The organism is Nocardioides panzhihuensis (assembly GCF_013408335.1).
Lineage (GTDB): Bacteria > Actinomycetota > Actinomycetes > Propionibacteriales > Nocardioidaceae > Nocardioides > Nocardioides panzhihuensis.
Window position 1 is genome coordinate 2815039 of the sequence record NZ_JACBZR010000001.1, and the last position, 24696, is coordinate 2839734.

Here is a 24696-nt window from a genome sequence, read left to right on the forward strand (position 1 = left end):
GTCTCCTACACTGCAATGCGTGACCCTGCCTGACATCACCTACACGCTCCGTACCGCATCTCCTGCCAAGACCCGGGCCGAGGCGGTGGTCGTCGGTATCGGCCAGGGCGCGAAGGGTGTCGAGGTGGTCGCGGGCGCGGAGGACGTCAAGGCCGCCTACGGTCGCCGGTGGCAGGGGCTGCTCGCCACTCTCGGCGTCAGCGGCAAGGCCGGCGAGGTCACTCGCCTGCCCGCGGGCGACGAGATCGGCGCCCAGCTCCTGGTGCTGGTCGGGCTCGGGCCCCGCTCGACTTCCGGGCTTTCGGACGGGAGCCACTCGGCCGATGCCGTACGCCGCGCCGCCGGCGCCGCCGCCCGTTCGGTGCCCAACGCGACCTCCGTCGCCGTGGCTCTTCCGGCCGACACCCCCGAGCTGGTCCGTGCCGTCACGGAGGGCTATCTCCTCGGCAGCTACACCTACACCTCCTACAAGTCGGGCTCAGCCAAGTCGAGCGGGGGCAAGTCGACCGCGGGCAAGTCGGACAAGGCCGGGTCGAAGCAGGAGGGCAACGGTCCGAGCGACGTCGCGATCCTGAGCGCGATCGCGCGGCGTAGCGACGCGGTCACCGCCTTCGAGGAGGCGCAGATCGTCGCTCAGGCGATCGCCGGCACCCGCGAATGGGTCAACGTCCCGCCCGCCGATCTGACTCCCCCGGCGTTCGCCGACGCCGTCGTCCACGTGGCCGGCCTGGTCGAGGGCGTGGAGACGACCGTCTACGACGAGAAGCAGCTGGCCGATCTCGGCTGTGGCGGCATCCTCGCCGTCGGCATGGGGTCGGCGGCGATGCCACGCCTGGTCGAGCTGACCTACTCCCCCGACGACGCCCGCGGCCACATCGCGCTGGTCGGCAAGGGCATCACCTTCGACTCCGGCGGCCTGACCATCAAGCCGGGCAACTCGATGTCCACGATGAAGTCGGACATGGCCGGGGCCGCTGCCGTCGCCCAGGCGACCTTCGCGATCGCCCGCCTCGGGCTGCCGGTGAAGATCTCCGCGTTCATCCCGATGGCGGAGAACATGGTCTCCGGCTCGTCCTACCGTCCCGGCGACGTGGTCACCCATTACGGCGGCAAGACCGTCGAGGTCTCCAACATGGACGCCGAGGGACGGATGATCCTCGCCGACGCCCTGGTGCGAGCGACCGAGGTCTCGCCGGACGCGATCATCGACGTAGCCACGCTCACCGGCCACATGGTGATGGCGCTCGGTGACCGGGTCAGCGGCGTGCTCGGCTCGACGGAGATCGTCGACCGCGTCCTCGCTGCCGCCGACGTGGCCGACGAGCAGATGTGGCCGATGCCCATCCCGGAATGGATGGACGAGCGGATCCGTTCCTCCAAGGTGGCCGATCTCAACCAGCACGACTGGATCCGCTGGGGTGGCGGGCTGTACGCCGCCGCGTTCCTGCGCGAGTTCACCGACGGCCTGCCGTGGGCCCACCTCGACATCGCCGGACCATCCTTCAACAGCGGCGGCGCGTCGGGCCATCTCACTCCGGGAGGCACGGGTGTGGCGGTGGCGACACTGGTGGACTACGTACGCGAGATGGCTACCGCTCAGTAGTGGTCCGGTTGACACAGCGCTGCAAGGGTAGTGACAAGATGGGGCCGTGATCGACGCCCTCGGCCGCCCTTCTGGCGGCATCATGCGTGCGTCGGGCAGGTGTCGGCCCAGACCGATGCGACCTTCTCCGCACCGAGCCCTCGAGCTCGGTCCTGGCGGCGCGCGTGTCCGGACATACAAGTAGAGCAACGAACAGACGTAGAACGAAGGAACCCATGGCCACCGAAGTAACTCTCCCGGCACTCGGCGAGTCCGTCACCGAGGGCACCGTCACCCGCTGGCTCAAGCAGGTCGGCGACACCGTGGCGGTCGACGAGGCCCTGCTGGAGGTCTCCACCGACAAGGTCGACACCGAGATCCCCTCGCCCGTCGCCGGCACCCTGCTCGAGATCAAGGCTGCCGAGGACGACACCGTCGAGGTCGGTGGCCTGCTCGCCGTCGTCGGCGCGGCCGACGAGGCCGACTCTGCTGACGCTCCGGCCGAGCCGGACGCGCCTGCGGAGGAGCCCGCCGAGGCGTCCGCTCCCGCTCCTGCCGCCGAGCCCGAGGCTCCGGCCGAGCCCGAGGCTCCGGCCGAGCCGGAGACTCCCGCCGAGCCCGAGACCCCCGCCGCGCCCAAGGCGGAGACCAAGCCCGCCGGCGGCAACGCCACCGAGGTCACCCTCCCCGCGCTGGGTGAGTCGGTCACCGAGGGCACCGTCACCCGCTGGCTCAAGCAGGTCGGCGACGAGGTCGCTGTCGACGAGGCGCTCCTCGAGGTCTCCACCGACAAGGTCGACACCGAGATCCCCTCGCCGGTCGCCGGCACCCTGCTCGAGATCAAGGTCGCCGAGGACGAGACCGTCGAGGTCGGCGCCGCGCTCGCGCTCGTCGGTGAGGCCGGCGCCGCGCCGGCTGAGGAGCCCGAGTCCGCCGCTCCGGCCCCCGAGCCCACTCCCGAGCCCACGCCCGAGCCCGCCCCGGCGCCCGCGGCTGAGCCCGCCCCGGCGCCCGCGGCTGAGCCCACCCCGGAGCCCACCCAGGAGCCGGCTCCCGAGCCGACTCCCGAGCCGACTCCTGCCCCGGCCGCTGCCAAGCCCGCTCCGGCAGCTCCCGCCGCCCCGACTCACGCCAAGCCGACCACCGAGAGCTCCCCGGCGATCCAGTCCGGCGGCTACGTGACCCCGCTGGTGCGCAAGCTCGCGGCCCAGCACAACGTCGACCTCGACAGCGTGCAGGGTTCCGGCGTCGGCGGCCGGATCCGCAAGGAGGACATCCTCCAGGCGGCCGCCGCCAAGTCGGCTCCCGCCGCTGCCCCGGCAGCCGCGGCTCCGGCGGCCTCGACCGCTCCGGCCGCGTCGTCCGGTGCCCCCGCGTCCCCGTCGCCGCTGCGTGGCACCACCGAGAAGATCTCGCGCCTGCGCAAGGTGATCGCCGAGCGGATGACCGAGTCGCTGCACACCGCAGCCCAGCTGACCCAGGTCATGGAGGTCGATGTCACCAACATCGCCCGCCTCCGTGAGGCCAACAAGGCCGGGTTCCTGCAGCGTGAGGGCGTCAAGCTGACGTACCTGCCGTTCTTCGCCAAGGCTGCGATCGACGCGCTCAAGGTGCACCCGAAGCTCAACGCCGGGATCGACGTGGAGGCCGGCACGGTCACCTACTACGACCGCGAGAACATCGCCTTCGCTGTCGACACCCCGAAGGGCCTGCTGACCCCGGTCGTCAAGGACGCCGGCGACCTGTCGATCGCGGGCATCGCGAAGAAGATCGCCGATGTGGCCGACCGGACCCGCAACAACAAGATCACCCCGGACGAGCTCTCCGGCGGCACCTTCACGATCACCAACCTGGGTTCGTTCGGTGCGCTGTTCGACACCCCGATCATCAACCAGCCGCAGGTCGCCATCCTCGGCCCGGGTGCGGTCGTGAAGCGCCCGGTCGTCATCGACGACCCGGACCTCGGCGAGACGATCGCGGTGCGCTACATGGTCAACGTCGCGCTCACCTACGACCACCGCCTGGTCGACGGTGCCGACGCCGGCCGCTTCCTCCAGGACGTCAAGAAGCGCCTCGAGGCGGCTCAGTTCGAGCTCTGAGCCCGTAAGCAACGAGCGGCGCGGTCCTCAAGGACCGCGCCGCTCGTGTCTCTTGGGGCCCTGGAATCAGCCCATGTCCATGAGGTCGGCAGCAGGCGGCTCGGCAATGGTGAGCTTCTCCCCGTGGTTGCTGAAGTCCACGGAGATCTCGTTGTTCTCACCCATGGCCAGGAGAACACGGACCAGCTTGCCGTCGCTGTCGACCCAGCCGTCGAGCGTGCCCTCACCCTCGCCGGTCACCGCCTGGCCGACGGCGATCGAGTAACGAGCGGCGTCCGTGCCCGCGATCTCTTCCTGGCCGACGTACGTCGTGGAGTCGTCCGAGACCTCGCCCTCGATGCTCTCGATCAGTGCGAACGGGCTCGGCATCATCGCGGTGACCATGCCGCTGAGCATCCCGTCGTCCTTCATCCACTGCTTCTCGTCGTCGACCCTCATGTAGGTCGACTCGCCGACCGAGATGAGCTCGACGGTCGAGGTGGTACCGGCCTCGTCGACCGTCATCTTCGACTGAAAGGCGGCGGGCTCGCTCTGGAAGTCGCCCTCGGAGTCCGCGGTGACGTTCTTGCCGCCCTCGACGGCCTTGATGTCCATCGTGACGTGGACGGTGGGCATCGCGTCGACCGCCGTTTCCAGGAGCTTCTTGGCATCCGCCTCGGACAGCTTGCTCCCGGCCTCGAGACCGGGGGCGGCCTCGGCTGCGGCCTCCGGCTTCTCGGCTGACCCGCTGCCACAGGCAGCGAGCGTGGACGTCGCGGCGAACGCGAGGACTGCAGCCGCCAGACGGCGCCGATTCTGCGTGGGTTGCACGTGTATTGCCTCTCGAAAATGATCTGGTGGCGGATCACTCCCGAGCAGGACCAGCCGAAAACAGACGGAGTCTGTCAGCGCGCTGCGTGCCGCTGTGGGCCTATCGGTCTTCCGTCACACAACCGAGACCTGACCCCGATTTCCAGGGGCGTACGATCGACGCGTGAGTGAGCTGCGCTTCGTCGATGCCGGGACGATCGACTACCTGGACGCCTGGGAGCTGCAGAAGCAGATCCACCAGCGCGTCGTCGACCGCGAAGAGCCCGACACGGTGCTGCTGCTCGAGCACCCGCCGACCTACACCGCCGGGAAGCGTACGAAGCCGGAGGACCGGCCCGCGGATCCCGGCGGCGCGCCGGTGATCGATGTCGACCGCGGCGGCGAGGTGACCTTCCACGGCCCCGGCCAGATCGTCGCCTACCCGATCGTGCGGCTGCCCGAGAAGGTCAAGGTCGTCGACTTCGTACGTCGCCTGGAGCAGGCGATGATCCTGACCTGCGCCGAGTTCGGAGTCACCGTCTACCGGGTGCCCGGCCGCAGCGGCGTGTGGCTGCCCGCGGGCGAGACCCCGGACGGCGTACGCCGCCTGGAGCGCAAGGTCGGAGCGATCGGGCTGCGGGTCAGCCAGCACGTGACCATGCACGGCATCGCGCTCAACTGCGACGTCGACCTGGGGTGGTACGAGCGGTTCGTGCCGTGCGGGATCTCCGACGCTGGGGTGACGACGCTCTCGATCGAGGCCGGGCGGCAGATCGGCAACGCCGAGGCGATGCCGGTGCTCCACGAGAAGATCGCCGAGATGCTCTCCTGGCGCGACTACGAGCCGGGCCCGAGCCTGGACCCCAAGCCGGACCCGGCGAAGACCCCTCGGGTGCCCCTGCTCTCCCCCAGCCTGGGCTGAGCGGAGCCGGTCGAGCCGGTGTGACCGACCAGTAGCCGCCTGGCTTCGGGGTTCCATCACCCGGCGGCGTACCCTTGTCGGGTGACTCAAGCTCCTGCCCCAGAAGGTCGCAAGCTCCTCCGTCTCGAGGTCCGCAACGCGCAGACCCCGATCGAACGCAAACCCGAGTGGATCAAGACCAAAGCGAAGATGGGGCCTGAATACAAGGAGCTCACCGCGCTGGTGAAGTCCGAGGGCCTCCACACGGTGTGCCAGGAGGCCGGCTGCCCCAACATCTTCGAGTGCTGGGAGGACCGCGAGGCCACCTTCCTCATCGGTGGCGACCAGTGCACCCGCCGCTGCGACTTCTGCCAGATCGACACCGGCAAGCCGCAGGCGCTCGACCGTGACGAGCCCCGCCGCGTGGCCGAGTCGGTGCAGACCATGGGTCTGAAGTACGCCACGATCACCGGTGTCGCCCGCGACGACCTCGCCGACGGCGGCGCCTGGCTCTACGCCGAGACGGTCAAGCAGATCCACGAGCTCAACCCCGAGACCGGCGTCGAGAACCTCATCCCCGACTTCAACGGCATCCCGGAGCTCCTCACCGAGGTCTTCGAGTCCCGTCCCGAGGTGCTCGCCCACAACGTCGAGACCGTTCCGCGGATCTTCAAGCGGATCCGCCCGGCGTTCCGCTACGAGCGCTCGCTGGACGTGATCACCCAGGCCCGTGACTTCGGCCTGGTCACCAAGTCCAACCTGATCCTCGGCATGGGCGAGACCCGCGAAGAGGTCTCCGAGGCGCTCCGTGACCTGCACGCTGCCGGCTGCGAGCTGATCACGATCACGCAGTACCTGCGCCCGAGCGTGCGTCACCACCCGGTCGAGCGCTGGGTCAAGCCCGAGGAGTTCGTCGAGCTCCAGACCGAGGCCGAGGAGATCGGTTTCTCCGGCGTCATGTCCGGACCGCTCGTTCGTTCGTCCTACCGCGCCGGTCGGCTGTACCGTCAGGCGATCGAAGCGCGTGACACCGCTGCTGCCAGCGCCTGACGCAGCGTACGAAATCTGAAGACTGAAAGAGGAAGATGTCCCAGACCGACCCGAGCACCATGAGTCGTCGCCAGCAGATGGTGGAGACCTACAAGCTCACCAAGCAGTCAGACCCGAAGATCGGTCTCATCCTCGGCGCGATCTTCGTGGTCGTCGCCGCGGTCGCCGGCGTGATCTTCTGGCTCCTGCCCGGCGAGGGCATCTTCTCCTGGATCTTCACGATCGTCGGCGCCCTCCTGGCCGGCCTCCTGGCCGCCATGGTGGTGTTCTCGCGGCGTGCCCAGAAGGTGATGTACGCCCGCCTCGAGGGCCAGGTCGGCGGCGGGTACGCAGCCCTGACCATGCTCCGCAGGGGCTGGACGGTCACCCAGGCCGTGGGCGTCGAGCCGCGCAGCCAGACGCTGGTCCACCGGGTGGTCGGCCCTCCGGGGGTCGTCCTCGTGGGTGAGGGCAACAGCCCGAGCAAGGTTCGCTCGCTGCTGGCCAGCACCAAGCGCAACCACGCCCGGGTCCTGGGCGAGGTCCCGATCACGACCATCGTCGCCGGCAACGGTGAGGACGAGATCCCGCTCCCGCGGCTGACCAAGCACGTCACCAAGATCGGCCGCAAGGTCGCCGGTCCCGAGATCACCGACATCATCAACCGCCTCAAGGCGGTCGACGCCACGCGTGGCGCCGTGCCGATCCCGAAGGGCCCCGTCCCGACCTCGATGAAGGGCATGCGCGGCAACCTGCGCGGTCGCTGATCCCGCTCAGTCGCTGAACGGCAAGGGCCGGTCCCCGAACGGGGACCGGCCCTGCTGCGTACTGGACGCTGCGTCCTGAGCGGACTTCTCAGCCGGCCATGCTCGGCATGTCGGTGACCTGGTCGGCGGGCGGCGCCTTGATGGAGACGTCCTCGCCGAGCTTGGTGAGCACCATCTCGACGGTGCCCATGTCGCCCATGGCGACCTCGGCCTTGCGGAGCAGGCCGTCACCGTCGACCCAGATGTCCTGCTCGATCGTCTCGGGCATGCCCTTGTTGCTGTCGGCGCCGAGGCTCTTGGCGAGACCGGCGGAGTCGACGGTGAAGCTGTAGTGCTCGGTGGCGGTGCCGTCGAGCTTCTCCTCGCCCTCGAACTTGGCGGACTTGATCGACTCCTCCATGCCGTCGAAGAAGGCGAGCGGGTTGCTCATCGACTCCAGGCTGGTGCCGCCCATCTGCTCGAGCTGGTCGGCGCTCGCGGTCATCCACGAGTCGCCCATCATGCCCTTGATGTAGATCTTGTCGTCTACGAGGATCGTCTCGAGATCCATGTCCATCGAGCCACCGCTCATCTTCATGGTGGAGTGATGGGCGGACGGCTCCATCTGGAGGTCGCCCTCACCCGTCATCGAGACGGCCTGGCCCGAGACCTTCGCGTCCATCTTCGTGGTGAAGTGGGCGGTGTCGAGGTCGGTCGACTTCTTCATGACCTCGGTCATCTCCTCGGCGGAGACCGTCTCCCCCTCGCTGGCGCCGCCGGCACCATCCCCACCCCCACCGCCGCAGGCGACCAGGCCCGAGAGCGATACGGCCAGCACGCCCGCTGCAGCAGCGCGGCGCCAGAGGCCACGTGGCCCGAGAGTACGGTTGTGCGTCATTGAGCTTCCCCTTCGTGTGTGCCGCTGCCTGCGGCGTACCGCTCCAACCTACCCGGGTGGGGTGCTCAACCCACCCGGCGAAACACGTGTCGGTAGGTCTGGAGCGTGACCGTCGCGGTGCCTGCCACCAGATCGTGCAGCCCGCGCCGGTCGCCACGAAAGACCAAGGGCGGAACCACGAGGACGACCAGGATCTGGCGCGCGATGCTCCGCAGCGGATCCGGCGGGCGTACGTCCGGAGCGCCCGGCGACACGCGCACCGTACGCAGCCGGGTGACGAGCTTGCCGAACGAGCCGCCGCCGATCGCGGTGAAGACCGCGGTCTGGACGATGAAGACCGCCAGGATCCACAGGTTGTCGACCGGCCGCGGGTCGACACCGGCGAGCAGCGACCCGAAGGGCAGCGCACGTACGCCGAGGAAGACCGACGCAACCAGCGACGAGGCGAGCCAGTCGATGAAGAGCGCGAGGACGCGCCTACCCCAGCTCGCGGTCGGGTAAGGCAGAGTGGGCGTCACAGGGGTGGCGGAACCGGTCACATCGGCCAAGCGTAGGCGGCGACGTCTTGAGGGGTGAGATCGGGATGGGTGCCGATCAAATCACACAACCTGTTACACGCCCGAAACATTTGCGACACTCCTGTGCAACCGTCCCTTCATAGTTTGCGTGGCACGGTCGAGTCCACGAGGGCCCGGCCTCGATCGCGAGAGACCTATCTGGCTCTGCCCGCACGGGTGAGCCAAGGAGGATTGATGTTCAGCACTGACGACGAACTCTTGAAGTTCATCTCTGACGAGGGAGTCGAGTTCGTCGACATCCGCTTCGTCGACCTGCCCGGCGTTCAGCAGCACTTCACGGTGCCGGTGTCGTCGTTCACCCTGGAGCCCCAGGCCTTTGACGGCTCGTCGATCCGTGGCTTCCAGACGATCCACGAGTCCGACATGGCGCTGTACCCGGACGTCACGACTGCGTACATCGACCCGTTCCGCACCGCGAAGACGCTCGCGCTGATGTACTTCGTGCACGACCCGATCACGGGCGAGGCCTACTCGCGCGACCCGCGCAACATCGCGCGCAAGGCGCTGGCCTACCTGGCTTCGACCGGCATCGGCGACACCGCCTTCTTCGCCCCCGAGGCCGAGTTCTTCATCTTCGACAAGGTTGCCTACAGCACCTCCGAGGGCGAGTCGTTCTACAAGATCGACTCCGTCGAGGCCTGGTGGAACTCGGGCGCCGACAAGAACCCCGACGGCTCGAACAACCTGGGCTACAAGACGCGCTACAAGGGCGGCTACTTCCCGGTCTCCCCCACCGACCACTTCACGGATCTGCGCGACGTGATGGTCAAGAACCTCGAGGCCTCCGGCCTGCTCGTCGAGCGCGCCCACCACGAGGTCGGCACCGCCGGCCAGGCGGAGATCAACTACAGGTTCGACACGCTGCTCAAGGCTGCCGACGATGTCATGAAGTTCAAGTACATCGTCAAGAACACCGCCTGGGAGGCCGGCAAGACCGTCACCTTCATGCCGAAGCCCGTCTTCGGCGACAACGGCTCGGGCATGCACGTCCACCAGTCGATCTGGAACGCCGGCGAGCCGCTGTTCTACGACGAGACCGGCTACGGCGGCCTCTCCGACATGGCCCGTTGGTACATCGGCGGTGTCCTCAAGCACGCCCCCGCGGTGCTCGCGTTCACCAACCCGACGGTGAACTCCTACCACCGCCTGGTGCCGGGTTTCGAGGCTCCGATCTCGCTGGTCTACTCCTCGCGCAACCGCTCCGCCGCGGTCCGCATCCCGATCACGGGCACCAACCCGAAGGCCAAGCGTGTCGAGACCCGGTTCCCGGACCCGTCCTCGAACCCCTACCTCGCCTTCTCCGCCCTGCTGCTCGCCGGCATCGACGGTATCCAGAACAAGATCGAGCCGCCCGCTCCGATCGACAAGGACATCTACGAGCTTCCGCCCGACGAGATGGCCGAGATCAACCAGGTCCCGACCTCCCTCGGGGCCGTCCTGTCGGCGCTGGAGAACGACCACGACTTCCTCACCGTGGGCGACGTCTTCACCCCCGACCTGATCGAGACCTGGATCGACTACAAGACCAACGACGAGATCCTCCCGATCCAGCTCCGCCCGCACCCGCACGAGTTCGAGCTCTACTACGACATCTGATCCGGCACTTTTCAGCGCCTGTCAGCGTCTGCTGAAAACGGTGGCTGACCTGGGAGAACGTCTGTCGGCGTCTTTCGGTGTCAGTCACCGTTTTGCGTTGTTCTGTGGCCCCAGTGTGGCCCCAGCACAAGAGGTGCTCTCATACGTGTACCGGGTATGAGTATGCCCGGTATCCGACGGACATGCCGCGCACACCTCAACAGCATGTGGACCACTTGGGACGAATCCAGCGCCTCGGCGGCGGCCGGCACCCTCCGAATGTACGTTTGGCACGTTGGCGGCGTGAAGGACGAGGACGGCGGCGTGCGCAAGCGATACGGCTACCGACTCAACGACGACAACCTCAACAACATCGGCTGCGAGGCATACGACCTCTACTCGGGTGTCGGTGCCGACGTCGACCCACACCACGCCCTCACGACGCTGGTCGCCTTCCTCACCGCAGCCGGCGAGGCGTACCGCTCCATGATGGGTGACACGCACGGCGCATCGCAGAACCAGACCGTCTTCCCTGGCTGGGTCAATGAGGCCGCGTACATCAACGACACTGAACTGGCAGAGCTCGCGCTGGACATGGAGCGCGGAATTCCAGCAACTCGCGCGCAGGCCAGGTCGATCGTCGCTCCCGAGCCTGCGCACCGCGATCATCGCCCGCCGGAGCCGCCGGAGGTCCCTCAGATGTAGCAAGCACGAAAGGCAACGGCCGATCCGATGCCCATCTGCCTACGTGATCGCCTCCTCGGCTGGGCTACTCGCGCATCTTCGCGGCCAACCTGCGCAACTGCTCGCCTTCGACCTGTGTCGCCGACAACCTGGTCGAACGCCCATTGCAACTTCACTGCGTCTGCGCCGGAGCCGTTGAGCAGTTCACGTTCAATCAGGTCACGGCCGACGGCCAACGTGCCGTCACTCAGGCTGGCGTAGCTGCTCATCGACTTCTCACACCTCGATCACAGACTACGGGCGCCAGTCGACCTGCGCGACGGCGCAGGGCATCAACGTGGCTCTTCACAGATGGGGGTGTAGTTGCGGTCTGAATCCTCCGGACTCGAGCAGGCTTCGGGCGATGTAGTTGGTCAGGTTGCGGAACCCGAGTGCGGAGCCGCGCAGGTGTTCGAGCCGTCCGTTGAGCGCCTCGGTCGGCCCGTTGCTGGTGCCGGGTCGTTCGAAGTAGGCGAGCACGTCAGCGGCTCGCTTCTTCAGGGTCCGGCCCAGGGTGGTGAGCTCGGTGAGCACCTTGGGGACGCCGGCGCTGAGGTCGGTGATCAGCTTCTCCATGAGCTCGCGGCCACGTTGCCGGTCCTCGTGGCGATAGGCGGCGATCATGCGCTGGTAGACACCCCAGGTCGCCTCGACCTCGACGTGAGCGTCATCAACGAACAGCGCGCGTAGCCTGTCGCTCTGCTTGTCGGTGAGCAGGTCCGCGGCGGTGTGCAGCGTGCGCCGCGACTTGTAGAGCGGGTCGTCCCTGAACCCACGGTGCCCGTGGATCGCGAGTTGGACCCGGCGCCGGCACCTGTCGAGGGCGTCACCGGCCAGGCGCACGACGTGGAAGGGATCCATCACCGTGACCGCGTCCGGGATCTCCTCTGCAGCGGCGGTCTTGAACCCGGTGAAGCCGTCCATCGCGACCACCTCGACCGCGTCACGGAAGGCGTCGTCGCGGTCGGCGAGCCAGGTCTTGAACGCCGCCTTCGACCGGCCCTCGACCATGTCCAGCAGCCTTGCTGGGCCGGCGCCATCACGGACCGGGGTGAGGTCGATGATCACGGTGACGTACTTGTCGCCACGCCTGGTGTGGCGCCAGACGTGCTCATCGACGCCAATGACCTTCACGCCCTCAAACCGCGTGGGGTCGTTGATCAGCAGCCGCTTGCCTTCAGCCAGGACCGCGTTGTTGGCGGTGTCCCACGCGACCCCGAGTCCCTCGGCGACACGGGCGACGGTGAGGTGTGCGACCACGATCCCTTCCAGCGCCCACCGCAGCCCGGTGCGCGAGAGCTTCGCGCGTGGCTCCGCCGCGGCGCTGGTGTCTTGGCGCCACACGTGTCCGCAGTCGGCACAGCGGTAGCGGCGCACTACAACTTCCAGCACGGTCGGTCGCCAGCCCAGCGGCTCGTGGGCCAACCGCCGGATCACGGTGTCACGAGCAGCGCCTTCGCTGCCGCACCGTCGGCACCACTGATCTGGTTCCACCACGCGGCACGCGAGGACCGCACGATCCGGTTCAAGTCGTTGTCCGGTCACGCTCAGACCGAGGCCGTCGAGTCGAGCGAAGGCGGTCAGGTCAGGGCGGCCGAAGCCGGCCGGCGGGGTAGCGTCGGACACGTCGAGGTCTTTCGGATGGACGGCGTAGGAACCTCCGTCGTCGGGAGACCTCGACGTCTATCTGCGGACCGACGCGCCCGGCCGACCTACACCGTCATCTGAGAAGACCCCTGAAACGTCTTCGACGACGACGGGACCGGCGAGGAGGAGGGCGCGGTGAGCTAAAGGAATGGAGCTTGCCCGGCTTCGACGCCGCCGCAAGCTCCGGTGAAACGGTCGGTACTGGTCGGTCGTCGTCGGTCACCCCGGATGGCGGCGTCCCCCACGCTCGGCGTTTGCGCAGGTCAGCGGCTCGTTCGCCCAGTGGGCGCATCAAGCGATAGACGCAAAGCCGACGTGATTAGGTCGTCGGTTCGATTCCGACAGGCGGCTCCGGCGAACAGCCCCTGACCTGCGCAAACGCAGGACAGGGGCGGTTCGGTTCTGGTGGTCGCGCAATGCGCTGGCCTCACGGCTCTGCCCGACACCGACGTCGCTCTCCTCTGCGACGGACCCCTCGCCGGCTGAGCGCTCGCGGCCGGCATCCTGTCCGTGTGCCGATAGGCCTCGCACCGCTCGGCAACGCAGCGTGGCGTTGCGTCGCGACCTGGCGACGGCTCGGCGGGGCGCGATCGTCTCGTGCGTTGGCGGACTACGGGAGCTTGGACGCGAGGACGTCGGCCGCCAGGATCTCGGGTGCTGCGCCGAGGAGGTGCTGGTTGGCCATCAGGGCTGCGACGATGGCGCCGTTGGCGTGGGCGTCGCGAGCGGCCTCGTCGGGGAATGCATCGAAAATCCAGAACGTGTCGGCGTGGGTCCTGACCGCGAACCAGACAATCGTTCCTACTTCTTCGTTGGCGAGCGCGACAGCGCCGGCGAGCAGATCGGCGAGCGCGTCGTGCTGTCCATCGGCCGCGACGATCTTGGCGACGAAGGCATACGGAAGTGATGCGGGTGTGGACATGAGGGGTTCTCCTAGGTGTCGAGGTTTCTTGGTGAAGCGAGTTCAGCGTATGACGAGCAAGGGCATGTGAGAAGTGGCGTATACGGCAGTATTGCTATTGTTCGCGCCATGCGTATCGGACTGATCGCGATCGACGGCTGCTTCGGTTCGGCTGTCGCGTCGGTCATCGACATCGTGCGGGTGGCCGACGGAGCCCGCGGCGATGTCGACCCGCGGATCGACCCGATCGAACTCGCCATCCTCGGACCGAAACGGCGAGTGACCACGACAACATCGATGACCCTGTCGGTGGACCACCCGCTGTCGGAGTCTGCAGAGTTCGACGTTGTCGTCGTCCCTGCGCTTGGAACCCTCACGGCCGCCGCTACCAACGACGCCCTCCAGAGCCGAGATGCTCGTTCGGTCATCGCCTCGCTCGGGCGCCTCGACGACGCGACCACCCGGATCGCCGCGGCGTGCACCGGCGTGTTCGCTGTCGCCGAGACCGGACGGATGCATCATCGGCGGGCGACGACCAGCTGGTTCCTGGGGCCGGAGTTCCTGAAGCGCTATCCGACCGTCGCACTCGATCTCGACACCATGGTCGTGGTCGACGGAAACCTCGTCACCGCCGGCGCCGCCTTCGCCCACATCGACCTCGCGCTCTCACTCGTGCGATCGATCAGCCCCGACCTGGCCCAACATGTCGCCAAGCTCCTCATCATCGACGAGCGTCCGTCGCAGGCGGCCTTCGTCGCCTACGAACATCTCCGGCACGAGGACCCGATCGTCGTCGAGTTCGAACGCTTCGTGCGCGCCCGCCTGGACGAACCGTTCAACGTCGCCTTCGTCGCGCAGTCGCTCGGCACCAGCCGGCGCACCCTCGAACGACGAGTCCGTGCGGCGCTCAACCTCACTCCGCTCGGCTTCGTCCAACGGCTTCGCATCGAACGAGCTCGGCACCTCTCAGCAACCACGGACCTCACCTCCGCCGAGATCGCGCTACGGGTCGGCTACGCGAACGCCGAGACTCTGCGCTCCCTCCTGCGCAGGGAGCGACGCCGTTCCTGACCTATCGCCATGCCTGTAGCCGGTGTCCCCTAGCGCTCGACTGGAACCACCTCTCAGCACGTCGCGTCGACGCCCCTGCGTCGCCCCTGGACGACCCACTCGACACGCCCGCAGCACAGGCCATGTGACGTGTCCCGGCATCCCGGACGGTCGGGGTCGGGTGGCTGTGATGTCGCTGCGTTCTCGTCGAGGGGGTCAGCAGACCCGATCAGGGTCGATTGGGATGAGACGCGAAGGCGGTCAGGTCAGGGCGGCCGAAGCCGGCCGGCGGGGTAGCGTCGGTCACGTCGAGGTCTTTCGGATGGATGGCGTAGGAACCTCCGTCGTCGGGAGACCTCGACATCTACACCCTCATCTGGGAAGAGCCGTTTTAGATCCGATCGAAGGTGCAGGTCCGATCGGATATCCTGAAGCGATCGAGGGAACCAGACTTCTTCAGGCGGCCCGACGAGTCGCTGGCCTCACCCAGACCGAGCTCGCCGAGGGGGCAGGCACGTCCCAAGCCACGCTGTCGACGTACGAACGAGGGGTGAAGTCTCCGGCTCTCGAGGTCGCCGAACGGATCCTTCACGCCACCGGCCTCGAGCTCTCACTCCGCGCGCATATCGACTTCACCCAACGCGCGATGCCCGGTGTCGAAGCGTTCTGGGTCCCGAACATGCTGTGGAACGTGGGACCGCCCACCTGTTTCGTGATCCTGCACGTGCCAGACATGGTCAACCACACCAGCCAGACCGACTGGGACCTGAGCGACCGCACCGACCGCGCCCGGGCGTACGAGATCCTGATCCGCTGGGGACTCCCGCATTCGATGCTCCGCTGGCTCGACGGCGCCCTGCTCGTCGACCTCTGGGACGAGCTCGACCTGCCTGACGAGATCCGGGTGAGCTGGACGCCGGCGATCGTCCGCGCCACTCCCACCAAGACTGTCGACATCTTCGACCTCGGCTTCACTCGCGGTCTCGGTCCCGACGGCACCGAGACCGCTCAGATCCGTGGATACGAGCCGCTGCCTCCAACGGTCTCGCCGACCGATTCCCCGACAGAGCCGCCGTCACACGCCAAACGCCGGGTCGATCCCGTCAATGGCCACCCCTGGGGCTGACGCGCAGACCTCGACGATGTAGCGACATACGGTGGCGCCGCCTGGACCCGCATCCCATACACCAGCAAGCATCTTTCTTGGAAAGTGTCACACTGAGAGATACAATTCAAGCATGAAGAGTCCTGAGGCTGGAGTGGAGCTTGTTGAGGGAACCGCCTCCCAGTGGGGCATGGTCACCTCTGGGCAGGCCCGGGCACTTGGAGTCACCCGGCTCGAGATGTCTCGCCTCGCAGCCGCCGGTCACCTCTTACGGCTGGCCCATGGTGTCTACCGGAACGCTGGCGCGCCGAGCGACGAGTTCGAGGACCTGCGCGCCGCATGGCTGAGCACTGAACCTGCACGATTCGCAAGCGATCGCCTCAGGGACGGCGCTGCTGGAGTGATCGTCTCCGGCACGTCGGCTGCTCGCCTCCACGGGCTGGGCGACATTCCTGCCGACCGGCACGAGTTCACCACCAGACAGCGTCGGCAGACCCAACGGCTCGAGATCCACTACCGGCAACGATCCCTGACGGAAAGAGAGGTCACCATCGCCCAAGGACTGCCGGTGACCACTGTCGAGCGGACAGTCGCGGACCTCGTCGAGGCGCGGACCGACCTCAGCCTGGTCGCCGACGTCCTGCGGGACGCCGTCGACAAGGCGGCGCTCGACACCACGGTGCTCGCCGACATGCTCGCGCCGCTGGCAGCCCGCAACGGCATCCGGAGCGGTGACGGCAACGGCCTCCTCAAACGCCTTCTGACGAGCGCCGGACTGGATCCCGAATCACTCGCTCGCCGGCTCGCAAAGTCCCCGACGTACGCGACCCTGGCAGAGGTCGCGAGGAAGGTCGAGAACGTTGGCTGACCCCAAGCCGTACGCCGCACCCGCCGGCGTCGAAGCAGCGATCAAGGACGCCGCGCGTGCAGCCTCGGCTGCCGATCCTTCGTTGACCATCAACGAGCGGATTCGGATCGAACACTTCCGTCGCTTCCTCAGCCGGGTCTTCTCCGAAGGAGAGGAGTCCGAATGGATCCTCAAGGGTGGAACCGGGATGCTCGCTCGCGTGCCGTCCACCCGCTCGACGCTGGACATCGATCTCTACCGTGAGGGCTTCACCCTCGACCAGGCTCTCGACGACCTTCGCCGACTCGCCAGCGTCGACCTGGGTGACCACTTCCGCTTCGTCTACACCGGCCACCAAGCCTCGATCGGCGGCGAGGAGCAGCCCTACACCGACGGTTACCGCGTCTCCTTCGACGTCTACGTCGGAGCTCAGAAGAAGACGCAGGTCAACATCGACCTCGCCGTCGGGGTGGGTGTCACTGCACCCGTGACCTCCGCGACCCCCGCCAGCGGGCTCGCGCTGCCGCGGCTGACCAGCCATCCCTATCGGCTCTATCCGGTCGTCGACCAGATCGCCGACAAGGTCTGCGCCACGATGGCCGACCACCACGGTCGACCGTCCAGTCGGGAGAAGGACCTCGTCGATCTCGTCGTCCTCGCGACCACCCAAGACGTCTCCGGCCGCGCCTTGCAGACCGCCATCGCCCACGAGACACGACTGCGCCAGATGGAACCGATCAACAGGTTCGTCGTCCCGAGCAGCTGGGGACCTGCCTATGCCAAGATGGCCAAGAACGTGCCCTACTGCGCCGCCTATCGGACCGTTGACCACGCGATCGGACTGGTCGGGGCGTTCGTCGATCCAGCGTTGACCGGCTCGGTGTCGGAGTCCACGTGGCACGCAGGCACCCGCGCTTGGACTCACGTCGACTGAGCCTCACGTGCGGCGCTGCAGCTGCTCAGAAGCCGATGCTCGGCCCATGGGACGGCGTCGACGACGTAGGCCGGTCGAGCCCTGCCTCTCCTCGGCCGCGGTCCTGCCGAACTAGATGGCGCCCGGCCCTTCGCGGTGGACCAACGGATCCGTAGCGCTCGATGTCCTCAGCGGCACGCTGAGCAGCGTGCGCGGGTCCGAGGTCGGCGCGGTCGCGGTCAAAGACCTCGACCCATTGTCGTCGTGCGTCATCGATCGAGTCGGCGACGAGGTGGGCGACGTTGCGATCGCGGCCGCGGGTCATCCCGACGTACGCCGAGGACGCACTGGTGTGGGTGCCGACCGCGACGTGGGCGACCGACACGGTCTCGCCCTGGACGCCATAGGCCGTGGTCGCGCACGCGAGGTCGAGATGCTCTCGGGCGTAGTCCCACGACACCCGGCGACGCCCGGCCCGGCCGTCGAGGACGACGCCGTCGCGGTCGGTTTGGCGTACGGTCCAGGTCTCTCGGTTGGCAACATCGGCATCGGGATCGTTGCGGCGGGTCGCGACCCGGTCACCGACCTCGATCCGCTCCCCCGACCTGGTCATGAACCTGCCACTCGGGTCAAGCACTGCGGCGCGTGATCGGTGGGCCAGGCCATTGATCCTGGCGACCTGGTCGCGGGTGTCAGCCACGACCGCAACCCCTTCGTCCGTACTGGCGGCAGCCTCAGCGAGCGCGGCGACCTGTTCGACCTCGGAGGCGTGCACGACGATCTCACCGCGGGCCAACAGCCGGTCGAAGACCGCTTCGGATCGCCTTCCTGCCCGCATAGCCAGGCTGATCCTGGCGTACTCGGGGTCGGCGAATCGCCGCACCCCATCCAAGTCGACATGACCACCGGCGTAGCGACAGGCAAGATCGAGTACGCCACCCCGACCCACCGCAGGCAACTGATGCCGGTCCCCGACCAACGCCAGACGAGCCCCGGTGACGTCGGCGATCTTGACCAGCGCGACCGCAGCGTCCTGGTCGAGCATCCCAGCCTCATCGACCACGAGCAGGTTCCCACGCCGCAACCGGGCAACCCGGTGCGGGGAGGGCTCGACCCGCTCCCAATGCCCATGGTCATCCCACCGGAACCCATACTGCCGCAGCAGCCAGGCCACCGAATACGCCGAGGCGCCGACCTGACCGGCAGCTACCCTGGCGCCCTTCAAGGTCGGTGAGACCACCACCATCTCCCGCCCCTGCAACCGCTGGACCCTCTGGGCGGCCGCAAGCGCGGCCGTCTTCCCCGCCCCAGCAGCACCCTCGATCACCACCAACTGCTCACTACCCGCCAGATGCTCCACTGCGGCGATCTGGTCCCGGCCAAGTCCGACGATCGCGCGCCGAGCCCGTCGAAGATCCACACGCCGTCCGGGCTCATCGGCTCGGCAGGCGAAGCGCCGCACCAGATGCCGCTCGACCGCGACCACCCAAGGCGACGTCAAGGAACGTACGTCGACCGGGACGTCGTCGCGCTCGACCAACGGCACCGAGCCGGCAACGATCCGAGCAGTCAAATCCTCGGCCAACTCGGTGCGGACACCGACGTCGACGACGAGCCCGCTCTCCGCGATCAGCTGCTCGGCCTCGCCACGAGCATCGGCCCGACTCCACGCCGACCGACGAGCACCCAACCGGCACAACCCCTCCGCCGCCAGCGCGTCACGGTCGAGCATCCCCGGCCACGGCCTCAACAGTTCGACCCGGTGACGCGGCGGCCGGAAACCGAGCTCCGCCAGCTCGTTGCACCAGTGCTCCTCCAACGCTGCCCCCGAGGTAGGGACCACTTTGTCCGGCCGCTCATCGGCCCACGCCCTCCGATCCCACGACCGCCGCAACCGCGGACCCGGCTCCTCCCCCGGATGCTCGCTCCTCCACTGGGCCTCATACCGATCGATGTTGTGCCCGATCTGCTTCGACCGCGCCGAGAACGCCTCCCCATACGCCTCCAGCTCGACGATCTCCCCGGAGACCGGATCGACGTGATAGCCGTGCCCAGCGAGTGCAGACCGGAACCCCGGGTCGGTCATCACCGCCGCATGGCCGATCCCGTTGATCGCCGCGATGCTCTCCCGGAACCCGACCGTGTGCAGCCCCCGCCACCTGCACCTGCCGCCCCATCGGACCCACCCTGGTGGTCGCATGCTCCCCCACCCACGACAAGATCTGCTCTGCCGCGCCGCGCTGAGCAGCGTCGTACGCCACCGACACATCCGGATGCATCGCGGCCGCCAACGACCATGACTTCGGCCCGTTCACCGTCACCTCGACGAACTTCACACCCTCCTTGCGTAGGCGACCCTTCGGCCGTCCGGTCTCGATGTCGAGGCCGCCCACCCATCGCTCGTATGTCTCGGCATCCATCGCCGGCGACCGCTCGACTGTGCTGTTGGTGACGGCGTAGCTGTCGGCCACCCCCGTCCCCTCAGCCAGGTAGTAGTCATCAGCCCCGAAACTGTCGGCCTCGACATAGCGACGCGCGTCGACCGCCCGGCCGGTGTAGAACTTCACCCCACCATGCACGCCCGACACACCTCCGTCAACAACCGTCGATAACCACATACCCGCAGGTGATCACCTGTTTTCCTACTGATCTGTGTAGCATGCGTGCCGACCGTCTTAGAAGTGATGTATCCAAGTCAGCGCCCGATTTCTGGAGTACGTCAACCTCCGTCAGGAACCGTCGAGACACGCAGGCCAGGTTTGACGACCTAGTGCGATGGCCGACTCTCCAATACCTGCAGTGGAGATCGACGGATGCCCTCAGGCCAGCCCCGCTTTGTCGGAGCCAGGCCGTGAGATCTGGACCCGAGAGCATCGATCGCCGGACCGGGTGCGCCCGAACGCGAGCAGCCGACCAGCGAGCGGCCCGTGCGGCCTACTGGACGAAAGGGCGTTGGCGTGCCAGATCGAGCAGGTCGTCAGGTCGCCAGCACCAAGGCTTAGCGGTTCTCGAGCGCCGCCGAGACGGCCACCAGCGCAGACAGGATGCGCTCGGCGACCTCGTCGACCGACCCCAGACCGTCCACGGATGCGAGCAGTCCGCGGCCGGCGTATTCGGCGGCGAGCGGAGCGGTCTCGGCCGCGTACAGGTCGAGTCGGCGCCGGACCACCGACTCGGTGTCGTCGTCACGGCCCTGCTCCTGCGCCCTCAGCAGGAGGCGGCGTACGAGTTCTTCGGTCTCGGCCTCGAGCAGCACGACCGCATCGATTCCGACGCTGGCGAAGCCGAGGAGCGCATCGAGCTCGTCGACCTGCTGTGGCGTGCGCGGGTACCCATCGAGCAAGAAGCCGTGGGCACAGTCCGGCCTGGAGAGCCGATCGGCGACCATCGCGTTGGTGACGTCGTCCGGGACGTACTCGCCCGCGGCCATGTACGTGTCGGTTAGGACACCCAGGGTGGTTCGCTGAGCGACGTTTGCCCGGAAGATGTCGCCGGTCGAGATCGCCGGGATGCCGAAGCGTGCCGCGATCGTGGCGGCCTGGGTGCCCTTGCCCGCGCCGGGTGGGCCCATCAGAAGGAGTCGCATGCGGATACGGACCTTTCGTTGTCAGAGCGCGCCGGTCACCCGACGATCACGCCTGGTCGGAGGCTAGGTGTCGCACCGCTGCAGTCACGTTGCGAACGCGCGGGCCTCGCCTTCGGGCGGGCCAATACCCTCCGATCAGGCAGTAAGAACTGCGACCTGCTCGCAGGGTGTGGAGCGGGCCCGGGGATCGACACAGTGACAAGGACAACAACCCTTGGAGGTACTCGTGTCCACTGAAACCACCGTCCCCGACGGCAATCCCGCCCTGATCGGAGTCCCGACGTTCCTGGTCGGCTCCGTGGCACTCGGTCTGGTGCTGACCGGCTTCGTCCCCGCGACCGCCGTCGCGGCGTCGATCCCGATCATCGCCACGGCGACCGCGTTCGGGCAGGCGGTCGCGGCGATCTGGGCCACCCGCCTCAACCAGAACGCGGTGGCCGCGATCTTCGGCATCTTCACCGGCTTCTGGTCGAGCTACGCCGCCCTCGTGCTCGGTCTGACCCACGGCTGGCTCGGCATCCAGCCCGCAGACGCGGTCAGGACCCAGGAGCTGTTCCTCGGATCCTGGCTCGCCGTGATCGTGCTGCTCACCCTCGCCACCCTGCGCCTGCCGCGCGCCTTCACGGTCCTCTTCGGGCTGATCGACCTGGCGCTGCTGCTGGTCCTGCTCGGCACGGCGCAGGCCAGCACGCTCCTCACCCAGCTCGGCGGCTACACCGTGTTCGCGTTCGTCATCGTCGGTGCGTACCTGTTCCTCGACGCCATGTCCCAGGCCACCGGCGGCCGCGCTCTTCCGCTGGGCGCCCCGGTCCGCGCCTGAGTCGGCCGGGCCCGAGTCCACCGGGCAGGGCCGGCCGTAGCGGGGCTGTGGTGGAGTGCTGGACGGCACCCCACCACAGGCCCGCTCCGTAGGCGAGGTCGTCGAGACGGCGCAGGGCGGTGTAGGTGAGCGGATCAAGCTCGGGCCGAGTCCGCGACCAGTCGACCAAGCCGTCGACCAGGGCCGCGGCGGCCCAGGCGCGGCGCACCCGCCGCGACACCAGGGCGGCCGGGATCATCAGCGGCCACCAATGCCTGTTCATGGCCGCGGCACACTGCTGGGCCGAGGCGGCCAGCCCGTACGGCACGAGCTGGACGGCGACCGCCCAGGGCCGGTCGCTCCGGCGCATCGTGCGGGCCGTCCTGGCGAGGACCGCCGCACCGATCCCGACGCCGACGCCGAGCGCCCACGGCCGTTGCACCAGCAGGACGAGACCGACCGCGAGCGTGAGCGGGCCGACGACGACGGGCGCCACCGCGTCCTGGTGACGCATCGCGAGCGGAGCGGCGCTCGTGCCGTAGAACGCCTTGCGTCCCAGCCAGCCCGCCGTCGCGACCCGGTGCTCGTGCGCCACCTGCGCGTCGGGCACGTAGCGGACCAGCCACCCACGCTGGACGGTGCGCCAGATCAGGTCGACGTCCTCACCGACCCGCATCGTCTCGTCGAAGCCGCCCTCGAACGCGACGGCACGGCCGACCAGGCAGGCTGACGGGACGTACGGAACCTTCCCGCCGGGCACGACCACAGCGGCGGCCGCGCCAAGGTCCAGGGACGACCGCACCGCCTCGTAGCGCTCGACCCGGCCCCGCCGCTCCCGGTGGTCGAGCGCGACGATGCGCGGTGCCGCGATCCCGACCGCCGGGTCGCCGAGCTGGACGAGCAGGGGGTCGAGCCAGCCCTGGTGCGGGACGACGTCGGAGTCGACGAACGCCACCAGCTCGGTCCTCACCGCGCGCAGGCCGGTGTTGCGCGCCGCTGCCGGGCCTCGGGACTCCTCGTGGCGCAGCAGGTCGGTTCCGAACCGGGCGGCGATCTCCTTGGTCGCGACGGGATCGACGGAGCCGTCGTCGACCACGATCACGCGCAGTCCCGACAGCACTCCGAGCAGGCGGGCCAGAGCCTCGGGACGGTCCTTGACGGGGATGACGACCGTGACGTCCTCGCGCGTCGACCGGGGAGGTGCCCAGGCGATCTCGGCGAGGCCGCGGTCGAGGAGCATCCGGGCGAGTCGTGAGCTGCGTGGGGAGTCGACGACGAGCTCGCCGTCGTCGAGGATCTCCACGGCCGCCGTACGCAGGAACAGCATCCGGTTGGGCGAGCCGCCGTACAACGCCCGGCCCTCCTCACCCCGCCAGGTGGTCGCGAGCAGCCGGACGACCGTGCCGTGGGCCAGGTCCCGGTTCATGCCGTGAATCCTCCGTCGGCGTGGATCACCGAGCCGGTGACCGCACGCGAGCGCGGAGAGCTGAGCCAGCGCACGGCGTCGGCGATCTCCTCGGGCTCGAGCACCCGCTCGACGAGGTGGCGTTCGGCAAGCGGCTCGACGGTGTCGAGGCCGTAGAGGGCCGCGGTCGCGTGGAGCATCTCGGTCCGGGTGCTGCCCGGCGACACCGCGGTGGCGGTGATCCCGGTGCCGCGCAGGTCGGCGGCGAGGCCGCGGACCAGTCCCACCACGGCGTGCTTGCTGGCGACGTACGCCGTGAGCTGCTGCAGACCTCGATGGCCCGCCGCGGAGGCGATCGCGATGAAGCGCCCCGAGCGCGGGGGCTCCGCCCGCAGCATCAGCGGCACCGCGGCCGCGGCGAGGTTCCAGACCCCGCGCAGGTTGACGTCGAGCAGCACGTCGAGCTCGCCGTCGGGCGCTTCCCACATCGGATGGCCCCCGGCCACGGCCCCCGCGGCAGCGACGACCACGTCCAACCGCTCACGTGCGGAGTCGATGGACTCGACCAGGCGAGCCACGGCCGCGCGGTGACGTACGTCGATGATCGCCGTGTCGACCCGGCCGGGCCACCGGGACTCCAGATCGCGGAGGGCCTGCTCGCGGCCCGGTGGCGACGCGGCGCCCGGCATCGGCGCGCACGCGTCGACCGCGACGACGTGGAACCCGTCCTCGACGAGGCCGGCGACGATCGCGGCACCCATGCCTCCCGCGGCACCGGTGACGAGCGCGACCGGACCCTCCGTCATGCCGACGCCGCCACCCGCAGCCGCCCGGCGCCGTCGGCGCGGCCGAGCAGGACGGCCTCGACCGCCGCGTCGACCAGCCCGGCCAGCAGCTGATCGCCCTCCGGCGCCGATGCTCCCGCCGGGTCGCCGAGCACGCCGTTGGGCGACACGGCCCGGACACCGCCGGCACGCATCATCGGCATGAGCAGCTCGACCGGCCCGGTCGCTCCCGCCTCTGCTCGCTCATGACGTACGTCCCCGGGCGCGAGCGCCGACATCAGCGAGGTCTCGGTGCGGCCGGCATGAGCGTCCCCGGAGGCGATCTCGCACGGGATCCAGGCAGCATCGCGACCCTCGTACAGCAGCCGCCGGACGGCGCTGGCGATCGCCGGCGCGTTGCCGCCATGGCCGTTGACGAAGACGACCCGGTCCGCCCAGCGCGAGATCGACCGGCCGAGCTCGAGCAGCACCGAGTGCAGGGCGTCGTGACCGATGTCGACGGTGCCCGGGAAGTGCTCGTGCTCGCCGCTGGCCCCATAGGGCATGAGCGGCGCGAGCACCGCGTTGATCCCCGCGTCCAGCAGGCGGGTCACCGTGCGCTCGGCGACGGCGGTGGCGATGGCGGCATCGGTCGCGAACGGGAGGTGCGGTCCGTGCTGCTCGCACGAGCCGGTGGGGAGGATGACGACCTCCACGGTCTCACCGACCTCGGGCCAGGTGGAGTGCGCGAGATCCATC

At 68.6% G+C, this 24696-nt stretch carries 23 protein-coding genes and 1 pseudogene; 12 read left to right on the forward strand and 12 right to left on the reverse strand.

The window, feature by feature from the left end:
- Positions 1-19 precede the first annotated feature (19 nt).
- Both BJ988_RS13390 and sucB read left to right on the forward strand, forming a co-directional pair.
- A complete protein-coding gene (locus tag BJ988_RS13390; RefSeq protein WP_179658446.1) occupies positions 20-1603 on the forward strand; it encodes a leucyl aminopeptidase in 1584 nt (527 codons plus the stop codon).
- Between the two features lie 215 nt (positions 1604-1818).
- On the forward strand, positions 1819-3681 hold the full coding sequence (sucB, locus tag BJ988_RS13395) for a 2-oxoglutarate dehydrogenase, E2 component, dihydrolipoamide succinyltransferase (RefSeq protein ID WP_179658447.1): 1863 nt from the start codon (positions 1819-1821) through the stop codon (positions 3679-3681).
- A gap of 66 nt (positions 3682-3747) precedes the next feature.
- Here sucB and BJ988_RS13400 read toward each other — a convergent pair whose 3' ends face one another.
- Positions 3748-4491 (reverse strand): DUF6612 family protein, encoded by a 744-nt coding sequence (locus BJ988_RS13400; RefSeq protein WP_179658448.1) that lies wholly within the window; start codon positions 4489-4491, stop codon positions 3748-3750.
- 163 nt (positions 4492-4654) lie between these two features.
- On the opposite strand from BJ988_RS13400, the gene lipB reads away from it, so the two are divergent.
- From lipB to BJ988_RS13415, 3 genes are all read left to right on the forward strand, one after another.
- Positions 4655-5392, forward strand: coding sequence for a lipoyl(octanoyl) transferase LipB (gene lipB / locus BJ988_RS13405; protein WP_179658449.1), 738 nt, complete (start codon positions 4655-4657; stop codon positions 5390-5392).
- 81 nt (positions 5393-5473) lie between these two features.
- Positions 5474-6421, forward strand: a complete 948-nt coding sequence (gene lipA, locus BJ988_RS13410; protein WP_179658450.1) for a lipoyl synthase — start codon at positions 5474-5476, stop codon at positions 6419-6421.
- A 35-nt stretch (positions 6422-6456) separates the two neighbouring features.
- Positions 6457-7167 carry a DUF4191 family protein gene (locus BJ988_RS13415; RefSeq protein WP_179658451.1) on the forward strand — a complete coding sequence of 237 codons (711 nt, stop codon included), beginning with the start codon at positions 6457-6459 and terminating at the stop codon, positions 7165-7167.
- An 88-nt stretch (positions 7168-7255) separates the two neighbouring features.
- On the opposite strand, the gene BJ988_RS13420 is transcribed toward BJ988_RS13415, so the two are convergent.
- Both BJ988_RS13420 and BJ988_RS13425 read right to left on the reverse strand, forming a co-directional pair.
- Positions 7256-8044, reverse strand: coding sequence for an SCO4651 family lipoprotein (locus BJ988_RS13420; protein ID WP_179658452.1), 789 nt, complete (start codon positions 8042-8044; stop codon positions 7256-7258).
- Positions 8045-8109: 65 nt separating this feature from the next.
- Positions 8110-8583 carry an RDD family protein gene (locus BJ988_RS13425; RefSeq protein WP_343051601.1) on the reverse strand — a complete coding sequence of 158 codons (474 nt, stop codon included), beginning with the start codon at positions 8581-8583 and terminating at the stop codon, positions 8110-8112.
- Between the two features lie 213 nt (positions 8584-8796).
- Between BJ988_RS13425 and glnA the strand changes: the two genes are divergently transcribed.
- Both glnA and BJ988_RS13435 read left to right on the forward strand, forming a co-directional pair.
- Positions 8797-10218 (forward strand): type I glutamate--ammonia ligase, encoded by a 1422-nt coding sequence (gene glnA / locus BJ988_RS13430; RefSeq protein WP_179658453.1) that lies wholly within the window; start codon positions 8797-8799, stop codon positions 10216-10218.
- A 282-nt stretch (positions 10219-10500) separates the two neighbouring features.
- On the forward strand, positions 10501-10902 hold the full coding sequence (locus BJ988_RS13435) for a hypothetical protein (protein ID WP_179658454.1): 402 nt from the start codon (positions 10501-10503) through the stop codon (positions 10900-10902).
- Here the strand turns inward: BJ988_RS13435 and BJ988_RS13440 are convergent.
- The 3 genes from BJ988_RS13440 to BJ988_RS13450 form a co-directional block, all read right to left on the reverse strand.
- Positions 10893-11150, reverse strand: coding sequence for a hypothetical protein (locus tag BJ988_RS13440; protein ID WP_179658455.1), 258 nt, complete (start codon positions 11148-11150; stop codon positions 10893-10895). The two genes, BJ988_RS13435 and BJ988_RS13440, sit on opposite strands and share 10 nt — an antisense overlap.
- A gap of 76 nt (positions 11151-11226) precedes the next feature.
- The gene (locus tag BJ988_RS13445; RefSeq protein ID WP_179658456.1) at positions 11227-12546 is read right to left on the reverse strand and encodes an ISL3-like element ISPfr2 family transposase; all 1320 of its coding nucleotides are present in this window, start codon (positions 12544-12546) and stop codon (positions 11227-11229) included.
- A gap of 631 nt (positions 12547-13177) precedes the next feature.
- Complete coding sequence (locus tag BJ988_RS13450; RefSeq protein ID WP_003941073.1) at positions 13178-13489, reverse strand: putative quinol monooxygenase; 312 nt, start codon at positions 13487-13489, stop codon at positions 13178-13180.
- A gap of 108 nt (positions 13490-13597) precedes the next feature.
- Here BJ988_RS13450 and BJ988_RS13455 point away from each other — a divergent pair, with 108 nt between their 5' ends.
- From BJ988_RS13455 to BJ988_RS13470, 4 genes are all read left to right on the forward strand, one after another.
- Positions 13598-14539, forward strand: coding sequence for a GlxA family transcriptional regulator (locus tag BJ988_RS13455; protein ID WP_179658457.1), 942 nt, complete (start codon positions 13598-13600; stop codon positions 14537-14539).
- Between the two features lie 301 nt (positions 14540-14840).
- Positions 14841-15644 (forward strand): helix-turn-helix domain-containing protein, encoded by an 804-nt coding sequence (locus tag BJ988_RS13460; RefSeq protein WP_179658458.1) that lies wholly within the window; start codon positions 14841-14843, stop codon positions 15642-15644.
- A gap of 112 nt (positions 15645-15756) precedes the next feature.
- Positions 15757-16491, forward strand: coding sequence for a type IV toxin-antitoxin system AbiEi family antitoxin domain-containing protein (locus BJ988_RS13465; protein ID WP_179658459.1), 735 nt, complete (start codon positions 15757-15759; stop codon positions 16489-16491).
- The gene (locus BJ988_RS13470) at positions 16484-17404 is read left to right on the forward strand and encodes a nucleotidyl transferase AbiEii/AbiGii toxin family protein (protein WP_179658460.1); all 921 of its coding nucleotides are present in this window, start codon (positions 16484-16486) and stop codon (positions 17402-17404) included. The genes BJ988_RS13465 and BJ988_RS13470 overlap by 8 nt, the downstream gene beginning before the upstream one ends.
- A 25-nt stretch (positions 17405-17429) precedes the next feature.
- Here the strand turns inward: BJ988_RS13470 and BJ988_RS13475 are convergent, their stop codons facing one another.
- From BJ988_RS13475 to BJ988_RS13480, 3 genes and pseudogenes are all read right to left on the reverse strand, one after another.
- A complete protein-coding gene (locus BJ988_RS13475; protein ID WP_246321913.1) occupies positions 17430-19115 on the reverse strand; it encodes an ATP-dependent DNA helicase in 1686 nt (561 codons plus the stop codon).
- A 114-nt stretch (positions 19116-19229) separates the two neighbouring features.
- Positions 19230-20001: pseudogene (locus tag BJ988_RS30455) on the reverse strand (relaxase domain-containing protein); the annotation flags it as partial.
- Between the two features lie 380 nt (positions 20002-20381).
- Positions 20382-20969: an adenylate kinase gene (locus tag BJ988_RS13480; RefSeq protein ID WP_179658462.1), complete on the reverse strand. Its 588-nt coding sequence runs from the start codon at positions 20967-20969 to the stop codon at positions 20382-20384.
- Between the two features lie 226 nt (positions 20970-21195).
- Between BJ988_RS13480 and BJ988_RS13485 the strand changes: the two genes are divergently transcribed.
- Positions 21196-21789: a GPR1/FUN34/YaaH family transporter gene (locus BJ988_RS13485; protein WP_218860843.1), complete on the forward strand. Its 594-nt coding sequence runs from the start codon at positions 21196-21198 to the stop codon at positions 21787-21789.
- Here the strand turns inward: BJ988_RS13485 and mftF are convergent.
- From mftF to mftE, 3 genes are read right to left on the reverse strand one after another with little or no spacing between them, the layout of a single operon-like run.
- Positions 21701-23194 (reverse strand): mycofactocin biosynthesis glycosyltransferase MftF, encoded by a 1494-nt coding sequence (gene mftF, locus BJ988_RS13490; RefSeq protein ID WP_179658464.1) that lies wholly within the window; start codon positions 23192-23194, stop codon positions 21701-21703. The genes BJ988_RS13485 and mftF overlap by 89 nt on opposite strands.
- Complete coding sequence (locus BJ988_RS13495; protein ID WP_179658465.1) at positions 23191-23979, reverse strand: mycofactocin-coupled SDR family oxidoreductase; 789 nt, start codon at positions 23977-23979, stop codon at positions 23191-23193. The genes mftF and BJ988_RS13495 overlap by 4 nt, the downstream gene beginning before the upstream one ends.
- Positions 23976-24695: a mycofactocin biosynthesis peptidyl-dipeptidase MftE gene (gene mftE / locus BJ988_RS13500; protein WP_179658466.1), complete on the reverse strand. Its 720-nt coding sequence runs from the start codon at positions 24693-24695 to the stop codon at positions 23976-23978. Before mftE ends, BJ988_RS13495 begins: the two co-directional genes overlap by 4 nt.
- Between the last annotated feature and the right edge of the window lies 1 nt (position 24696).